The sequence below is a fragment of the Silvibacterium dinghuense genome, assembly GCF_004123295.1.
GTDB classification, from domain to species: domain Bacteria; phylum Acidobacteriota; class Terriglobia; order Terriglobales; family Acidobacteriaceae; genus Silvibacterium; species Silvibacterium dinghuense.
This window is the reverse complement of record NZ_SDMK01000003.1, coordinates 58,916-78,083: the sequence shown is the minus strand read 5'-3', so window position 1 is coordinate 78,083 and position 19,168 is coordinate 58,916. Positions and strand designations below refer to the sequence as shown.

The 19,168-nt window shown below is 55.4% G+C and carries 9 protein-coding genes; 6 read left to right on the top strand and 3 right to left on the bottom strand.

Annotated elements, in window-relative coordinates:
* Nucleotides 1-63: 63 nt before the first annotated feature.
* Entirely contained in the window at nucleotides 64-3,606 is a 3,543-nt protein-coding gene (locus ESZ00_RS14380; RefSeq protein ID WP_129209026.1) for a TonB-dependent receptor, read from the bottom strand.
* A 320-nt stretch (nucleotides 3,607-3,926) separates the two neighbouring features.
* On the bottom strand, nucleotides 3,927-6,566 hold the full coding sequence (locus ESZ00_RS14375) for a beta-mannosidase (RefSeq protein ID WP_129209025.1): 2,640 nt from the start codon (nucleotides 6,564-6,566) through the stop codon (nucleotides 3,927-3,929).
* 437 nt (nucleotides 6,567-7,003) lie between these two features.
* Here ESZ00_RS14375 and ESZ00_RS14370 point away from each other — a divergent pair, with 437 nt between their 5' ends.
* The 6 genes from ESZ00_RS14370 to ESZ00_RS14345 all read left to right on the top strand — a co-directional run bounded on the left by ESZ00_RS14370 (nucleotide 7,004) and on the right by ESZ00_RS14345 (nucleotide 16,683).
* Nucleotides 7,004-8,659 carry an FAD-dependent oxidoreductase gene (locus ESZ00_RS14370; protein ID WP_129209024.1) on the top strand — a complete coding sequence of 552 codons (1,656 nt, stop codon included), beginning with the start codon at nucleotides 7,004-7,006 and terminating at the stop codon, nucleotides 8,657-8,659.
* 67 nt (nucleotides 8,660-8,726) lie between these two features.
* Complete coding sequence (locus ESZ00_RS14365) at nucleotides 8,727-9,788, top strand: hypothetical protein (RefSeq protein ID WP_129209023.1); 1,062 nt, start codon at nucleotides 8,727-8,729, stop codon at nucleotides 9,786-9,788.
* Nucleotides 9,789-9,944: 156 nt separating this feature from the next.
* Complete coding sequence (locus tag ESZ00_RS20410; protein WP_129209022.1) at nucleotides 9,945-10,577, top strand: TetR/AcrR family transcriptional regulator; 633 nt, start codon at nucleotides 9,945-9,947, stop codon at nucleotides 10,575-10,577.
* Nucleotides 10,578-10,680: 103 nt separating this feature from the next.
* Nucleotides 10,681-11,289, top strand: a complete 609-nt coding sequence (locus ESZ00_RS14355) for an outer membrane beta-barrel protein (protein WP_129209021.1) — start codon at nucleotides 10,681-10,683, stop codon at nucleotides 11,287-11,289.
* A gap of 699 nt (nucleotides 11,290-11,988) precedes the next feature.
* A complete protein-coding gene (locus ESZ00_RS14350; RefSeq protein ID WP_129209020.1) occupies nucleotides 11,989-15,186 on the top strand; it encodes a TonB-dependent receptor in 3,198 nt (1,065 codons plus the stop codon).
* Between the two features lie 189 nt (nucleotides 15,187-15,375).
* On the top strand, nucleotides 15,376-16,683 hold the full coding sequence (locus ESZ00_RS14345) for a Gfo/Idh/MocA family protein (protein WP_240034499.1): 1,308 nt from the start codon (nucleotides 15,376-15,378) through the stop codon (nucleotides 16,681-16,683).
* A gap of 397 nt (nucleotides 16,684-17,080) precedes the next feature.
* Here the strand turns inward: ESZ00_RS14345 and ESZ00_RS14340 are convergent, their stop codons facing one another.
* Nucleotides 17,081-19,138, bottom strand: a complete 2,058-nt coding sequence (locus ESZ00_RS14340; RefSeq protein WP_129209018.1) for a beta-N-acetylhexosaminidase — start codon at nucleotides 19,136-19,138, stop codon at nucleotides 17,081-17,083.
* Nucleotides 19,139-19,168: the final 30 nt, after the last annotated feature.

Here is a 19,168-nt window from a genome sequence, read left to right as displayed (position 1 = left end):
GTGGCGCTATACCGAAGCGGCTTCTCATTAGAGAAGCCGCTTCGGTATGGAATTACATTCTTTCTAAAACACGTACTTTAACGACAATTGGAAGAAGCGTGCATCCGGAGTGTTGTTCTGGAAGAACTTCGGGCCGGAGATGAGACCGCCGGTGGCGTTCATCGATCCATTCGGTGTTCCGAGTGTTGGATGATTCAAGACATTGAATGCATCGGCTCTGAACTGAAGAAACTGCGCTCTCCAGGTCGTGAAGTTTTTGAACAGCGACATATTGACCTGATAGTAGCCCGGTCCATAGACGGTATTCTGGCGGCCGCCAAGGAGTGCAAGCGCCGTCGCTCTGTCCGTGACAGGACCCGCGAACAGGACAGGTACTCCATCGGAATTTACAGAGCCGACAGGGTGTGTCGCGTCCGAGATCGTCTCGCCAGGAAGCGGATTACGGAAAGCGCATGGGTTGATGTAATTCAGCTTGGTCTTCACCGTCGCTGGGCAGGAGGTGAGGCTGGGATTGCTGGGATCGGGAGTGCCTCCGCCTGCGTATGGATCATGAACCGGATAGGCGCGAGCACTGCCGCCGGAAGCTGTGCTGATGTTAGGAGAGACGGTGAAAGGGACACCGGTTTGCGCTGCGTATGTCAGGCTTGAAGACCAGCCACCTGCCAACTCATCAAGCCAGCGCGAAGAGTTGCTGAGGAATGCGCGGCCATGGCCGAAGGGGAGCTCGTAGTTTCCGTTCAAGGTGAATCGGTTGCGAATGTCGAATACCGAATTGGTGAGCTCATCGATGTATGGAATGAGGGCCGGCTGGCGAACTCCGATGGCCGAAAAAAGACCGCCGGCATCGCTGGCATCATCAAGAGCGTGAGACCAGGTATAAGTCGCAAGGAAGGACAGGCCATGCGAGTACCGCTTCTCGAGTTTCGCCTGGAGCGAGTTATAGGTGCTGACACCGGCGAAGCTTACCTGTCCGATGCCGCCCAGATCTGGGAATGGGTTGAATGGATTGGTGTTGGTTCCCGGCCGCCAGAGCCTTGGAGCGGTGTTGGGTGCTGCATAAAGCTCCATGTGCCGCGAGAGGTTTCCTACATACGTCGTGGTGAAGGTGAAATTGGGAGAGAGCTGCTGCTGTACACCGAGGCTATACGTCATGGTGTATGGAGGCTTGACCTTCGCATCCATGGAGTGGAAGCCAGGCTGCGAGATGAACGTCTGCAGCTGACCATTATTCGTAGCCGGCAGCAATCCAGCTTGCAGTGAGATGCCCTGCGAGGCCAGCGACGGGCAGTCGTCCTGCACGCAGGTGGGAGCGTAGAAGCTTGCCTGATTGGAATAGGGGAAGTTGGCGCCCAGGTTGCCATTCCCCAGCGACTGGAGACCACCGTAGAAGATACCGAAGCCGGACCGGATGACAGTGGTTTCGCGTGGCGAATATGCAAAGCCGATGCGCGGAGCGAAGTCGGTCTTCTGCGAGGTGACGAGGCGGTCGTTATCGACGTACTGGATGGTTACATTGTCTTTAGCCAGTGCATTGAGGAATGGCGCGCCCAGCGCGACATTCTGCTGGCTCTTCGGGAACTGTAAGACTCCGCTGCCTGTGCCAATACCGAGTGGACCGGTTACGATGAAGTTCGACTGCTGTCCGGCCATCTCCTTATAGGGTTGGAAGTAGTCGTAACGAACGCCAAGATTCAGAGTGAGCTTGTGGGTGAGTCTCCAGTCGTCCTGCACGTAGCCGGCATCATACCACTGGGCATCGTTCACATTCGGTGAGACAGAGATAGCAGCATAATCCTCTTGATCTGCCAGCATGTCGGCAACCGCCGAGCCGGTGTTCGCCACGCCTACGAGCCCGGTATATTGACCGTTCCACTGGTACTGTCCACGGTCAACCGGTGCATAGATGTAGTAAAAGCGAACGGCCTGGAAAGAAGCGCCAAACTTCAGAGAGTGATTGCCCCAGATCTTCGTTACGTTGTCGAGAATTTGATACACATTCTGCGATTCGCGGCTGATGCCAACCGAGCCCCACTGTTGAATGGCTCCATTGACATAGCCATAAGGGAGACCGTACTGTCCCGGCTTCAGATACGAAGGTTGCGCTCCGAGGCCGAGCGATGTTGCGAGCGTAGGATTGTAGGCGTTTGGCTGTTGAAAGTTGAAGACGCCCCAGTTGTATCCAAAGCGAAACTCGTTGGTCAGGGTAGGCGTAAAGATATGGGTTTCACTGCCACTGAAATTCATGGCCAGATTGGTATCGTACTGTCCGCCATAGCCGCTGCCATCCAGCACTGGTCCGAGCGGCAGGCCGTTGGTTTTGATTTCGTGCAGATAGCTATAGCGCGCATAGATCTGGTCCTTCGAACTAATGTTCCAGTCGAGACGCTGATCCCACTGCGCGATGTTGTCGGTATTGCCCAGGTTCACGAGGTAATTGTTGTAAAGCTTGCCGTTGTTGGCATTCGGGGACGGATACAGGTTCAGAATGCGCTGTGCCACAGCGTTGATCTGGTTTGCGCAAAAAACATTCGTCTGGCCATTACAGGTAAGGGGCTGGTTGGGATCAGCCGAATTCGGTTGATAGAGGTAGGTCGAAGCTCCGACGCCGGTGAGATTTCCATTGAGCAGTTCGGAGAAATCCCCCTGGCGCTCCAGGGCGCTGGGCACGTTAATCGGCGTTGGGTTGCTGATTGAAATCCGGTTCGCTTCGATATCGCCGAAGTAGAACAGCTTGTTTCTCCAGATGGGGAAGCCCAGTGTCCCGCCGAACTGGTTCTGGTGGTACGGAGGGATCTGTGCGTCGGGGCCGGCATTCCAGTTGATTGCATCCAGATTGGTGTTGCGGAAATACTCCCAGACATCGCCGTGGATCTGGTTCGTTCCTGACTTGATGTTCGCCTGCAAAACAGCGCCTGCAGAGTGTCCAAACTCAGCGCTGAAGTTGCTTGTCTGCAGGCTGAATTCAGACAGTGCGTCCGGCGGAGGGCGCATGATGTAGCTGGAACCGTTCAGGAAGTCTACGAGGTTGGTGTTGTTGTCGACGCCATCGAGGATGAAGTCGTTCTGTTCCGCACGCTGACCATTCGCGACGAAGTCGCCCGATCCAGATCCGCGGGTATTGCCGAAGGGCGGAGCAACACCATTAGTGAGTTGAGCGATATAGACCCAGTTGCGCCCGTTCAGGGGAGTATCGTTGATCTCTTTCGTGGAAATGACCTGTCCCACTGCTGCGTCCTGAGTCTGAAGTACAGGTGCAGATGAGGACACATTCACGGTTTCAGCGGTAGAGCCCAAGGGGAGCGTGAAATTTACGCTTAGCCGCTGCTGGATATCGAGCTGCAGATTCTCCCGGGTTACCGTCTTAAAGCCTTTGGAAGACACCGTGATCGTGTAATGGCCGATCTTCAAGGGAGAGAAGACAAACACGCCGTTGCCATTCGTCGCCGCCTGCAAAACAAGTCCGGTTTCGACATTCGTGACACTCACAGATGCGCCAGGGATGACAGCTCCGCTCGGGTCGAGAGCAATGCCGGTGATGGCGCCCTGATCGGTCTGCGCAAAACAGCTATGGGTGCTGGTAAAGAGCCATAGGGCCACTGCCACCATGCTCAAGAGCAGGAGGGAAAGTTGCCGCTGCGTTCGATTGGGCCTCAAAGAATGTTGTGCCATTTGTTTCTCTCTCCGGGTATCCGTACCGCTCTCTACCGTCATCGTGCACACTTTTTACGAATCGTGTACGTTAACGATTTTGATTAAAACTGCGCGTGTACGTTACCGGAAAGAACGGTAATCACCCACTAGAGAGGTTGTCAAGAAACATTTCAGAGGGTTGCCCGGCAGGAGGCTTTTATACCGAAAAGAACCGGCTCCCCGAGTTCCTCGTAACCGGAAAGGGGGAGCCGCTTCAATCGTCTTTTTACTATGGTTTACTGCGGTCTTGTCCCTGCGGCAGGAGCAAATGCGTCGGCAAGGGTTTGAATCTTCATGGAACCCTTAAGCGCCTGGAGCTGTGCTCCGCTTGTAACGTGAATCGTTACCGGGGTGCGCGGAAGAAGATCGACATAATTATCTGAGAAGGTTGCGTCGTTTTCACCAAATGAGACATACACACTGCGTGCCACGACCGGCGAGGATAGACGCAGATCATAGCCTTCATCCGCTTTGGTGAGTTCAGTCTCTATCATGGGGTGAGGTAGGGCGATGTTCTTGGTTGGAACCAGGTACAAGAGGTTTTGAGAGATGATCTTCTCTCCCTCTTGAAGCTGAGCCACTAGAACGAGCTTGTTGGCATCCTCAGTCTGGACGAGTTGAGTACGCGGTATCTTCATGGCGATGGAAGAACTCAGAGGCTGCACCTGAATAGATTTTTTCGCCTGAAAGATAACAGTGCCGTCAAATTTGATCACGCGGATGGAAAGGCTGGCCTGTTCCGCCGCAACATGGTCGCTGACCACATAGACTGCAACGCTCCCATCCTCTTCCTGCGGTGAGACAAGGACTGGGGCATAAAAGCGGCGGGCATAGTACTGGAGTGCTTTCCAGCGTCCGTAGTAGTCCATGCTTGCCCAGGATGCGACGGGCCAACAGTCATTCAATTGCCAGAAGATGGTGCCCATGGTGCGTGGTCGTAACCGCCGCCATCCTTCAGCTCCGGTCTTGACTGCTTCCGCTTGCAGGACCTGGCTGGCGTAGAGAAAAGACGCAAAGTCCTTCGGTTCGCCGTAATAGCGATTCATATACTCTTCGATCAACTTGTTGCCATCGCCATTCTTTTGATGGGCCTTCATGACAGGAGTGAAGATACTGGTGCGATCTTCAGGGGTCGTGAAGGTTTCGATCGTCTTCATCTCGGGGAAGGACTGAAAACCAAACTCAGAGACGAACCGCCATGGGTGATCGTTATATGCGGAGAAGTCCTTCCGGCCGTGCCAGACTGTCCAGTCGTGATTGTCGCCGCTCTGGTATGTATCGCTCAGGTCTTCGTAATCGGCCGAAGGAGAACTGGGCCAGTATGGGACATCGGGGGCATACTTCGCAGCGGCAACCGCGAGCACTCCGCTGAATTCTGTCAGATAGTCCTGCCAGATATGCTCGTGCACTGCTGGCGGAAGCTGCCCGCGCCCATTCCAGTCTCTTAAGAGCTCTGTCTCATTGTTTCCGCTCCAGAGAATGATGCTCGGATGGTTGCGCAGCCTGCGGATCTGATACGCGGCTTCGGCGGCAATCTCCTGCTTAAAATCGTAGGTTCCCGGTTGCCAGTCATTTCCGAACATCATGTCCTGCCAGACCATGATCCCCAATTCATCGCATAGTTCATAGAACTCATCGGTCTCGTAGTAGCCGCCACCCCAGTCTCGAATCGCATTCATGTTGGCTGCTCGTGCTGACTCGAGAATGTGCTTGTACTGTGCGGTTGTTACCCGGCTTGGAAAGCTGTCAAAAGGGATGACGTCGGCTCCTTTGATGAACACCGGTATCCCATTCACGACAAACTCGAACGACCGCCCCCATTGGTCGGGATCTCGACGAAGCACAATAGAGCGCAGACCGATCTTCCGCTCCGCACTGTCATCGATGTGACCGCTGGTGCTGATTGTTGCTGTGAAATGGTAGAGAGGCTGCGCGCCATAGCCGGCCGGAAACCAAAGCGAAGGGCGATCGATATTGACGGGCACACTCAATTCATTGAGTCCCGGAGATAACAGAACATCCTGGGCAATCTGCTGGCGGCTCGCCCCTAGTCCGTACTCCACGGCGAGGCGGGCATGTTGCACCTTTGAGGATTCCACTTCCGCGTGAACGATCAGGTGCGCGCTTGTTGCTGTAACGGTAGGCTCTTCGACGAAGAGGTCTGCCAGACGCGCGTCGTCCCATGTTTCGAGATACGCAGAGCGCCAGATCCCACTGGTCACAAAGCGCGGTCCCCAGTCCCAGCCATATTCATAAGCGGCTTTGCGGATGTATACCTTGGGCTCAGTGTGGGTTTTGACGCGCCATGGATCCTTGTCGGCCACTGCTTGAGCAGCCTTGAGCGGAGGAGGGAAGTAGATACGGAGGTTGTTGTCGCCCACCTTCAATTTTCCGGAGACATCGATCCGCCACTCGCGGAACATATTGTCCGGCTTTGCTATGCTCTTATCGTTCAGGAACACTTCACAGGCAGCATCAAGCCCCTCGAAAACCAGAACCTGATGCTCGTGAGCCAGGTCTGCGCGGCTGACATGCAGCGTTCTCCGATACTCCCATGCGGCATCCTGAATCCACTGCAAGTGAGACTCGTTATCGCGATAGAACGGCTCCGGAATGCGCTTGTTCGCCAGTAGGTCGAGATGCACATCCCCTGGAACTTTCGCAGGCATCCATGCGGTGGTTTCAGGCAGGCTCGAATCTTGTCCGGATGAGTCAGCTCGCCGGAAGGTCCAGTCTGTTCCGTCCAGAGTTTGTCGGTGCACTGTCTCTGCAAGGGCAGGGAACAGAAACCCTGAAAGGAAGACAAGGCTCAGGAGGAGTAACCCGCTGAAAATTGTCTTTGCCTGGGCGGCGTGTATGTCTGATCGTTGCGTCATCCTTAACCTTTCATGCGAAATCGAACAGGTTGAAAGCCTTTTCAGCAGGGAGCGATGAGAGTGAGCATCGCCCGGATAGAAATATCCGGTGTTCCGGTCTCGCATGCCATTCTAGCGGCAAGATGGCGTGAACGTACACGCGTCCAGTACTTGCATAAGTGAGCTTGAACGCGTGTGCGGTTACTGCCGGGGACGCCTGATCGCCTGAGAGTTGAGCGTGCTGCAATGACTGCCTCACCCTTGGTCGCAACCGCACAAGATGGCGCTTCGACCAGCGCTGATTCCATGAGGGCGCGACGATTTGGAAAAGATCTGCACCCTTTTTCTATGGCGAACGTCTAAACAGCATATAGAATACGTACCAGAAGGTATTTATTGTTGCGGAGCCCTGGTGCATCGAAACTCATTATTTCCATTCGTTTACTGAAGCTCGAGTCATGATTACGTCTAAGATTCTGAAACAACACGATTTGTTCTCGGACTTGCCGAGTGAGGCCTTATCCCGCTTTGCGAGGAAAGCGGCAGATATCCGTCTGCGCCGCGGTGAGTGGCTGGCGCGTGAGGGCGAAAGGCTCTTCTTTTTCATCATCCTCAGAGGCTCGCTCGAATTGACGAAGGAGATCGAGGGACGAGAGATCCATATATCTGATTACAACGCTGGAGAGTTTTTCGGCGAAGCGAATGCTCTGTTCGGCATTCCTGCACTCTCTTCGCTGCGCGCCAAAACGAGTTGCCGCGTTGCAGCCTTTGGCTCACAGCAGTTACAAGAGTTGATTCAGAGCCAGACGGCGTGCGGCAAAATTATCCTGCAGTCTCTGCAGGATGGCCTCGCGGGTGGCCCACGCCATGCCATGGGGCTGCCGACAGTTCGCGTCCACGTTGCAGGGCGGTCGAATGATTCTGCACTGCAACGGCCTCTTGCCTTTCTTAAGTCCAATCGAATTGCTTACGAGGTTATAGAAGGAGGCGCGTCCGACGCGACTCTGGCTGTGGTGCCTCCCGGAATCTCGATCGATGGAGTTCCCCTCGAGCAGCCATGGTCAGAGAGAAAGATTGCCGAGGCCTATGGCCTGGACACAAGGCCTCATCGTACCCACTACGACACGATCATTATCGGAGGTGGTCCTGCTGGACTCGCGGCTGCTGTTTATGGCGCTTCCGAAGGACTGAAGGTTCTGCTTGTCGAGCAATGGGCGATGGGAGGCCAGGCGGGGACCTCGTCGCGGATTGAAAATTATCTCGGGTTCCCAAGTGGGATATCGGGAGAAGATCTGGCCGGGCGCGCGGTGCGGCAAGCAAAACAATTCGGGGCAGAGCTTGTCCTCACGCGCTGGGTCATGTCCGTGGAACGGAAAAGTGATAGCACCTTTGAGCTCATGCTCGATGGTGAGGAGTTGGTCTTTTCGAAGACCGTCATTCTGGCTACCGGAGTCCATTGGCGCGGGCTCGAAGTGGATGGAGTCGAGTCTCTCCGCGGTAAGGGCGTCTTCCATGGAGCGGCCAGCGTCGAGCCGTCGACCTTCTCGGGCAAGCGTCTCTTCATCATCGGCGGTGGTAATTCTGCAGGCCAGGCTGCGATGTCTCTGGCCAACTATGCGCAAACCGTGACGTTGCTGGTGAGGGGAGAAACTTTGGCTACCAGCATGTCGCAATACCTCATCGCACAACTTCATGGAAAGTCCAATATCCGCATAGAGACGAACACTTCCATCCTGTCCGTTTCAGGCAAGAACGCACTGCGCTCCATCTGCACTACGTCGAACGGAAAGATAACTCAGGCACGCAAGATTGATGCTCTCTTCATCATGATTGGAGCAGATGCCGAAACCGGATGGCTGCCACTCGAACTTCAACGGAATGAGGATGGGTTTATCTGTACCGGGCGAAACATCTCCTCTTCTTCTACCTGGGATGAGCAGCGTAGCCCGTTTCTCCTTGAGACCAACCTGCCTGGGCTTTTCTGTGCCGGCGATGTTCGCAATGGCTCTATCAAGCGTGTTTCGAGCGCTGTGGGAGAGGGCAGTATGGCGATTACGTTTGTTCATCAGTTTCTTGCGCTTGAGCGAGAGGCGGAATGCCGATCGGCTCATTAGCTCTGTCAGTTGTAACTGTTTTTGCAATTTTAAAAATACCTACTAGTAGGTATCATTGAGGTGATCCATGCGTTTCAAATTTACTGCTCTTTGCTTTTTCTCACTCTTTACCAGTCTCTGTGTTGCTCAGGGGCTCGACAACGCCACATTCTCTCAGCGGATCGATACGTCCCAATCTGCTCCGACAATCCAGATTACAGCCTGGACATCCCCCAGGGTTCAGCATGCGTATGGCCTGCCAGAATCGAAGCCCAAAGCCAGGGGGACGCTCACGGTGAACAGCACTGGAATCACCTTCCATAGCAAAGCGGGCGAATACGCAGTTCCGTGGGGCTCGATGATCGCTTTGAGCAATGGAAATGAACGTGTCGAGCTTTGGGGTACTACGGGAAGGATCGTTCGGATGATGATTCCGAATGGCGGTGGGCTTGCCGCCGCGGGTGTCATGCACCACAAGGTCTACGAGCTTACTGTCGAATTCCATGATGCGCGTGGTGCCTACCATGCTGCGGTTTTCCTGTTGCCAGGAGGGGATGCTACTCGCGTCCTCGACAGCTATACGCAGGCCGTTCCGGCAGCTCGTCATGAAGCTGCTGGCACCGATGCCGTTTCCACTCCGACGAGTCAGGATTCCTCGCTATGCGGCAGCACCGATTCGCACAACGTGCTCGTCGCAGCGCCAGTCTGGAGTCAAGCAGAGGTGCCAGCAGCTTATCGTGCGCTGGTCTATGAACACATCGTCGACCGCTTGCAGCGTGTCGAAGGTGTTGGCCATGTTTATCGTGCCGGAGAACGGAGCACCATGTCCGCTTGCCCGCGCTATACCGTCGCTATCTCCGTTGTCAGCTTTAAGCCGGGAAGCCAGGTGATACGAGCAGCCACTGGGCCGATCGGCTTCTTTGCCGGTACAACTCAAATGATCTTCAATGTTCAAATTACCGATGGGGCCGGCGGACTGCATGCAAATGAGCAGATCAAAGCCTCTGCACGCGGAGAATCAGAGAGCAGGAACGTCGCAGATGCTGTGGCGAAGAAGCTGGCGAAGTCCTATGCCACTTCTATCAAACAGTATGAAAAGAGCAAGCCAGCAGTAAGCGAGCAGCATTCGTCGCCGCTTGCACCCAGCTAAAGATGGCCAACTGAAGGTATTGGAAGCGCATTGCGGCAGCACCGGAATTTATCGCAGAGAGATGGTATGAACCAGGACATAAGTCAAACGACCAAACAAGTGGAGTTCGATCCTCGAGCGTATCTGCTGCTATCAGCTAGGATGGTAGCGAGAAACATGTCTTCACAAAAGCCGACAAAACACGAACTCAAGACCCAGGAGACCCGTGAGCTCCTGCTGCGTGCCGCCGAACAGGTCATCGTTCGCGACGGCTATGAAAATGCCGACCTTGCGGAGATCGCCAAGCTCGCCGGGCGCACCAAAGGGGCTATCTACGCTCAGTTCAAGAGCAAAGAAGATGTCTTTCTTGCCCTCGTCCAGGAGCATGCCCTGCGGCGCAGAGCCATCATGCAAAAAATGCTGGCCGCATCGACGTCCATCGAGGGGAATCTGTCTGCCTTCCGCAAGTACTTCCTGGAATTTGCGGCCGACGATGCCTGGGGCTCTCTTCTGCTTGAGTTTAAGCTCTACACGGTCCGACGCCCGGAGTCATTGGCGCGTCTCCAGAAGGTCTACGAAAGTATCCTTCCCGCCAACGAAGAGCTGGCTTATTCGGCACTTCTTGGGCCAGCGCCGAAGGGAAAGACTTCCATCAGCAGGGCAATCGCCGTGCATGCGGCGTTTGCTGCGCTGACCGCTTTGCAGCTGGAATCTAAATTTGATCCCGAACTTGTCAGCCGTGATGTGGTCAAGAAAGTGGCTGCAAAGATCTTCGACTCCATGTTCGGGGATGTGTCCGCTCACAAATAACAGCCATAAAGAGAAGGCAGAGGAAGCCTTATCTGCCTGCTTCAGTCATGCGTGTTTTTGCGATTAATAAATTCGTACTGGTACGTATTTATAGGAGATATGTATGCGCAAATTTCTTTATTCCATCGGATTTTTTCTTCTATCGTGCGGCCTTGCGGCAGCTCAGGCTGAGCCTACCGCGCTGCTCAAACCTTCCTCCCAGATCACACTTCAGGGAGGCGGCGTCTTTTCCAGGGCAATGAGCGATGATGGTGTGCGCTACAAGCCAACCTCTGCGGCCAGCATCGATGCAGGCTATCGCTTCTATCTCATCCGATGGTTCGGGGTCGAAGCCGATTTCGACTACTTCCGCAATCGTCAGAAATACACCACGTCAACCTTCGTACTTTCGCAAAAGGCCGATGTTGCAGCGGTCAGTGGCGAGGCGGTTTTCAATCTCCCCAATCCGCTTACCAAGAAGTTCCAATCCTTCTTCATGGTGGGTGGGGGCGCTCTTATCTTCCATCCCCAAAATACAGATGTGAACTTTGAGACCAAGAACGCGATCGTCTTCGGCGGCGGTATCGATATACCGGTAAGCAGGCATCTGGGAATCCGGGTACAGTCGAAGAGCTTCCTCTACAAAGCTCCTGACTTTGGCCAGACAGCGCTAAAGACAGACAAGTTCGCTCAAGCGATGATTCCTTCCGCAGGACTTGTCTATAAGTTCTGACCAGAACAGCCTATAAAGCGGGTACAGATGCCATCTCTGCCAAAGTGCGCAAGCGCATGCGGCTAAAGAGAAATCAACGCAGAGATCCTCGTCAATCACAAAGTCCGAAAATAATCGGCTTGCGGCAAGTGACAAATTAAGCCTCTTCATTTGGGAGAGCTGACGAAGGTGTTGGAGCAATCCGCACCTTTTTATTTTTCCCACGCTTCAGAGTGAGGACAGCCCTCTACCAGGCTTGAGCGCCAGGGTGCGTTCGCTGGTCAGCAGGGATGCCTGCAGCGTCATGTCGTCTCCTATGCGGATACCTCTCAAGGGAAACACCGCGCTCTGGGTTTGCCTGAAAAGTAATAAAACGAAACAGAAGAGATGCCCCAACGACGCCTGGCTTTTGGGCTAAGCCTTATGGTTTGCGCATGCTAAGAGACCGTTTTGTGCTGGTAGATGCCTATAGTTTTTGGGCAACTGCCATAGGCGCGATAAATGTTTCTTATGCTTTCGTAAGATTTCTATTGACATATGCGTGAGGCTCGAAAAAGAATCGTTTACTTTCTTTATCTGGCGCGATGTGTAGCAAAACGCAATTGCTTCTCGCCGGATGGGCTGAACGGCAGGCAGGAGACGCTCACGGCTTATTACTGGAAGAGGCTGGGCCGAAGAGTGGTGGTTTGAATTGCAGGAATAACCCAAAAGAGGCTCAAAATGAGCAAACGCGTTTCCCTTATTCTCTCGATAGCAGCACTGTTTTTTTGTAGCAGTGCGCTTGCCCAGACTCTGAACGCAACACTGCGTGGGACAGTCACCGATAGTTCGGGGGCTGTTATAGCCGGGGCTGACGTAACCCTGCTGGAGCCGAAGACCGGACAGACGGTGCGCCAGGTAAAGACCAGTAATAGCGGCGACTATACGTTTGATGAGCTCAAGCCGGGTACGTATGAGCTGCACTGCAGCGCGCCGAAGTTCAAACAGTTTGTAGCTCAGGACCTGGTGCTCGACAGCGGGCAGGCTCGCCGTCTTGATCCTCAGCTGGCGCTGGGCGCTGCCGTGGAAGAGGTGACGGTTAACGCAGGTGCGGCGGTTATCAACACCGAGTCACCGACGATCTCCGATCTCTTCACCGCAAAGGAACATGACCAGTCGCCGCAGGTGACGATCTATCCGAGCACCTGGTATCAGCTGACGACGCTCGCGGGCGTGCAGGGCGGTACTTATCCGCCTGTCGCCGATGGTGAGCAGGCGTCGCAGCAGACGCAGACCTTTGACGGCATTCCGAACGACCTGCAGGGCATCCAGAGTAACAATGCGAATTTCTATGAGCAGGTTTCAGCAACGCTGTTCAACGCGCCGGCTGAGAGCCCTGTGCCGTTTGAGATGAATCAGGTGACCAAGCGTGGCTCGAACAGCTTCCACGGCAAGGCGACGTATCGCATCTATGATTCGATCTTCGACGCGACCGGTTACTTTGACAGTTCGAAGTCGGCCTATCTCCAGCATGAGTGGGATCTTGAAGCGGCGGGACCGATCTGGAAGAACCGCACGTTCTTCTATGCTGGCTGGTTCGGACAGCGGATTCCGCTGGGATCGACGGTAGTGGCGAGCGTGCCTTCGAATGACTGGCGTAACGGCATCTTTGCAACGACTATCACCGATCCGACAACCGGTCTGCCTTTTGCGAACAATACGATTCCCTCCAACCGCATCAGTTCGGTTTCGCTGGCGGTGCAGAGTAACTATTTTCCGGCGCCGAATGTGGCCAATGGCACCACGGTTAACAACTATCAGTTTCACTACCCGTTCAACAGCGATCTCTATCGCGGTGACTGGCCGATTGTGCGCGTGGACCACCAGGTCTCGAAAAACAATTCGCTCTTTGTGCGCTGGATGCTGCGCCGCACGCCGTACGTGCTGAGCAACGGGTTGCCGGACCTGATCTGGACGCGCATGCGCCATCACCAGCAGTGGGCTGCGGGTGATACGCATATCTTCTCGCCCGCGGTGGTCAATAATCTGCGTCTTGGTTTCTCGACAGATCATATTGTGGATGGTCAAAGTGAGGCTGGGCAGACGCCGCCTGACGGCAGCCAGGTGATCTCAACGATTGGGCTGGAGGGATCGAACCCAAGCGGACTCACAGGGCAGGGCTTTCCAGAGATGGATATCTCCGGCCTCAACTCGCTTTCCGATGTCTCCGGTGGAACAAAGGCGAATAATAAGATCTTCAATGTCAATGACTCGGTGGATTGGCAGGTCGGTACGCATTCCATCAAGATCGGCGGCGGTATCGAGCACTATCACAACTTCTATGGGGTGGTTCCGAACTACGGCCAGTTCACCTTCGATGGATCGCTTACGGGCAGTGCCTATGCGGACTTCCTGCTCGGTTATCCGATTTCGGATCAGCGCCAGACTCCGCTCGGCAACCAGACGCAGGATTTGACGGAGTACAACCTGTTTGCAGAGGATTCCTACAAACTGTCGCAGAAACTTACTCTGAGCTATGGCATCCGCTGGGATGTTTACGGAACGCCGTATGCGGCCGATCACCTGATGTATAACTTCGACCCAACGACGGGCGATGTGGTGGTGGACCCGAAGGCCATCTCGCAGGTGAGCTCGCTCTATCCTTCGAACATCACCGTGGTGTCGGGTAATGTGCGGGCCATTGCGCAGAAGAGTAATGTGGTGCCGCGTATTGGTGTGGCGTATGCCTTCGACGATAAGTCGGTGATTCGCGCCGGCTACGGCATCTTCACCACCAGGCTCGATGCGTCGGGTGCGTTGAATAACTTCCTGCCGATCAATCCGCAGCTTGGCTCGACCGGGCCGTTCTCGATCAGCGAAAACTACACGAACCAATGGAGTGCGGGATCCACACCGCTGCTCGCATTCCCTGATCCGTATCCCTCGAGCACTACATCCGCCGACGTGCCTAGCCAGAGCGTGAATGGCTATCCTATGCACATTACACATGGGCGCCTGCAGCAGTACAGCCTGAGCTATGAGCGCGAGGTTGCACATATCGGCCTGCGCGCATCGTACCTTGGCTCACACGGCGGGAACCTGAACTACACCGTGAATACGAACCTGCCGATGCCGAGCACGATCCCATTCACCACCAGCCGCCGCCCGTATCCGCAGTTCGTCGATACGACGATGCTGCGTTTCGATGGCGGCTCGCGCTTCAACGCGCTGCAGTTCGAAGCAAAGCGTCGCGTGGGCGGGCTTACCTTCAGCGGCAGCTATTCTTACACCGAGAGCCTGGCCAACTATCTCGACACGGAGAATCCGTACGACGTGACGAGCGGACACTGGGCGAACGATGGACAGACTCGCCGCAATTATGTCTCGGCCAACATGGTTTGGGCGCTGCCTTTCGGTCACGGACAGCGGTTCCTGAGCGATGGCGGCCACCTGATGAACGAAGCGGTCGGCGGCTGGTCAGCGAGTGTGCTCACGTATATGGCATCGGGTCTGGGCTTTTCACCGCACTTCGACAGTGCCGATCCGTCGAACACGGATACCTTCGGTGGACTGCCTGATCTGGTCGGTGATCCAAACAACGTGCCTGGAGGCAAGCGGCCCAGCGATTGGTTCAATACTGCGGCCTTCGCGGTGCCACAGGATGGACACTTCGGCAATGCGCGGCCCAACAGCCTGGAAGGGCAACACTTGTATCAGACGCATCTTTCGATCACGAAGAGTGTCGCGCTTACTAGCCGCGTGCATTTTAACTTCGTGACGCAGATGTCGAATATCTTCAACCATCCACAGTTCCTGACTCCGAGCGGCGATATTTCTGTGGCGGGCGGGAACCAGTTCACCAGTCAATACGGGACCTTCGATTCGCTGGAGAGTGGGCAGCAACGGCAGATCACGTTCCTGGGCGGTTTCACCTTCTAATCAAAAGAAATGCGGTGCTCCGGCGCCGCATTTTGCTTGTTTATACGCAATCATCATGGCAATTGCTTATGCTGTTGCCATGATTGTCTTGCGCAATGTTGGATCATGCTGTGCGTTGCGGGAGCTTCGCGCAGAGAGGATGTGGATATGCAGGATGTTTCACGGAGAAGCTTTCTCCGAGCAGGTGCAATGAGCGCCGCAGCGATGAATCTGCCGATGCCCTCTGAGGCGTCGGCAGGCAGCGAACCGAAACTCACAGGGCAGACCATGATGAATGTGTCCTATGAGGCGAAGAACCCACGCGTTGCGTTGATTGGGACAGGCGGCCGAGGCACTTCGTTGCTGGGCAATCTTCTAGGATGCGATGCGCAGGTGGTAGCGCTGTGCGACATTGTGGCGGAGAAGGCTGAGCACGCACAATCGCTGGTCGTGAAGGCAGGGCAGAAGGCGCCGGAACTGTATACCAGGGGCGATCACGACTATGAACGGCTGGTCGCCCGTGAAGACGTGGATCTGGTGGTGATTGCAACGCCATGGAACTGGCACGTGCCTATGGCAGTTGCAACCATGCAGCATGGCAAGCATGCCGCGGTAGAAGTGCCGGCAGCGACGACGATCGAAGATTGCTGGAAGCTGGTGCATACTTCGGAGACGACACGCAAACATTGCGTGATGCTCGAGAACTGTTGTTATGGGTTCAACGAAACTCTGATCCTGAACATGGTGCGTGCTGGTGAATTCGGCGACTTACTCTATGGCGAGGCCGCCTATCTGCATGATCTGCGCGAGGAGCTTTTCTCGAATGCAGGCGAAGGGCTATGGCGGCGTAACTTCCATACGCTGCTGAACGGCAACATGTATCCGACGCATGGGCTTGGCCCGGTGGCGAACTACATGAGCGTGAATCGCGGCGACCGCTTTGAATACCTGGTTTCGATGAGCAGCCCACAGCGTGGTCTCGATGTGTATCGCAAGGTGCATTTAAAGGAGGGCGATCCACGCTGGTCGGAGAAATACATTACCGGCGATCTGAATACTTCGCTCATCAAGACCGCGAATGGACTGACGATCACGCTGAAGCACGATGTGAGCAATCCTCATCCTTACGATCGCATCAACACGATTGCCGGTACAAAGGGACTATTCACGGATTATCCGCCGCGCATCTATTTTGATGGCGAAGACCCGGAAGCATGGGGAGCGATCGACCGCTACAAGGACCAGTACCAGCATCCGCTATGGAAGAATGAGGGCGAACTGGCACGCAAACTCGGCGGCCACGGAGGCATGGATTTCATTATGTGCTTCCGCCTGCTTGAGTGCATGCGGAAAGGACTGCCGCCGGATATGGATGTGTATGATGCCGCGACCTGGTCTGCGCCTGGTCCGCTCAGTGAGCAGTCCGTAGCGAATGGCAGTGCTCCGATGAAGTTTCCGGACTTCACTGGCGGACGCTGGAAGGACCGGCAGGGATCACCAATAGGCAAAGAAGCCTAGAGTCTGTTATGAACTTTCCCGCGGCGGACGCTGGGCGCCAATTTTTCTGAGGTCGAGGAGCGAGTTGCGACGGATATCGGGTTATCTCCGAGCAGCGAGCGACGAAGAGATCGGGAAAATTGGCCCCAGCCCCCTGAAAACGAATATTGGGGTTGCGGGGAAAATCGACCCATACTTCGTTGTCGTCCTCACCTAGGAATAGCCTAAGCTTTCGTCCTCCGTCTCGTCTCGGCCGATTTTCCCCGCGCAACGCCGCTCGCGCGAAAGTTCATAACAGGCTCTCAGGCTGTGGGAGAGGACGCGAGTCTTCTTCTCCTATGTTTTTGTTTTACGAAAAAGCAGGGCCATTTCGGCCCTGCTTTTCATGTCACGAAGTTATCTCTTCGATGCGCGCTCTTTACTTTGTGGCCGAAATATTGTCCAGCAGCGCATTGAGCGGATCCAGTACAACGAAGTCGGTAAGCTCCACATGCTTGCCGGCATCTGAAAGAAGCTGCTTCTGTTGATCGAGCCATGCCGCGGATGGATGCTGCTTTGCCTCGATATAGCCGAGCGATTCCAGGCCCAGCAGGCCGAGGCGCGGAAGCTGCTCGCGCCGTTGCTGCATCTCGGCAATGAAGGGATGATCGACTGCCAGTTGATCCAGTGCGGGGCGGCTGCTGACCCAGGACTGGAAAAGGGATTCCAGTGCCGCGAGAGCATTCTTGTGCTCCGCCGGGTCGGTGCTGTGTAGATAGGTTTCCACCATAGCTGCCAAGGCTTCTTTCATCGGAGGGTCGGGATGCACAAAGTCGACGAGATGCCCGATCGGAGTCCGCTGCGAGGTGTGCTGCTCGGCATAGCGCTCGTGGAAGTCCACAGGCTGAAGAACAGAGGCGAGTACCGAGAGACTTTCCGCACCCTCTTCGCTGCCTGCAATCTGCCGCAATCCGCGCTCCGGGCCGGAGAGATGCGTGAGGTGCAGCGCATCGAGGCGGAGCGATTCGACCTGCAGGCGGCGGTACATGTCCTGGGTGTCGCGCGTGTTTGCCGGTGACCAGAAGCGCTCTGCAACCGCTGCGGTGCGGGGCCAGATGCGTGAGTCCACAATCAGCCCCGTAACCTGTTCGCCCCACATGCAAGCTTCTCCCCCGAGGACAAGCTTAGCCTGCGCATCGGTGAGGCCGGCATCTGCGGGGACTGGATCGGCTGCATACATCTCCGCTGCCGAGTACATGTGATCGAGATAGAAGGGCTTCGAGAGCAGACCATGGTGGCCCTGTCGTGCGCTGTTTATGAGGAACTCGATGCCATGCCAATTCTGCACAACCACATCGGGAGAAAGATCAGCCTGGAGGATCTCATCCCAGCCCACCATCTGGCGGTGGTGCTTCTTCAACAGCTCCTGCACACGTGCATTGAAGTAGGCCTGGAGTGCGGCTGTGTCCTTCAGATTGTGCTGCTGCATGAAATGTTGAATGGAGGGGTTCTCTTTCCATTGCTTGCCGTTACTCTCATCGCCGCCGATGTGGATGTAATCATCGGGGAATAGAGTGGTCATCTCGTCGATGAAACTGTCGAGGAAGCGGTAGGTGGATTCGCGCGTCGGATCCATGGCCGGGTCGTAGATTTTGTTCTGGTACTCCACGTGATAGGGGCCGGGTGCGCTGGCCAGATCCGAATAGCCGACAAACCATGAGGTGGAGTGACCAGGCATGTCGAATTCAGGAACGACGCGTATGCCGCGCTCGGTGGCATACTTCACGACTTCACGAATCTGATCCTGCGTGTAATAGAGGCCATTGGAACCAAGCTGCTGGAGCTTGGGGAAACGCTGGCTCTCGACGCGGAAGCCCTGATCTTCGGTGAGGTGCCAGTGCAGGACATTCATCTTGACGGCGGCCATTCCATCAAGGTTCCGGAGGATGACGTCTACGGGAAGGAAGTGTCTGCCGGGATCGAGCAGGAGGCCGCGCCAGGGAAAGCGCGGAGCATCCTGAATATGGACGAAGGGCAGAGAAAACCCGTCTCCCGATGCCTGGACAAGTTGAAGCAGCGTTTCAAAGCCATGCATCGCTCCAAAGACGTTGGCTGCCTGGAGTTGCACCTTGCCGGCACGAATATCGAGCGTGTAGCTCTCGTCGATGCCCAGCGCCGGCATGGTGAGGGATGAGTCTTTGATTTCAATCGAGACGAGAGCCTGTGCGGGCTGCTGAAGATCTCTGCTGAGTTCCACTCCGGTCATGCTCTCAAGCCGGGTGAGCATACGATTCGTGGCAGATTTCAGGAGCGCATTTTCCGATCCATTCAGAGAGACGGTCCATGCGGAGGTGACCGGCAGCCAGCCATCGGAAACCGTCAGGCTCTGCGGCTGCGGCATCAGAGTGTTCACAAAGTGCACAGGCGGTGCCTGTGCGTACAGCCTGCCGGAGAAAAGAAGAGGCAGGCCCAGCAGTGCGTACAACAGAGGCTTCATCCTGAAATTCCGGTTCGTCACGACGGCTCC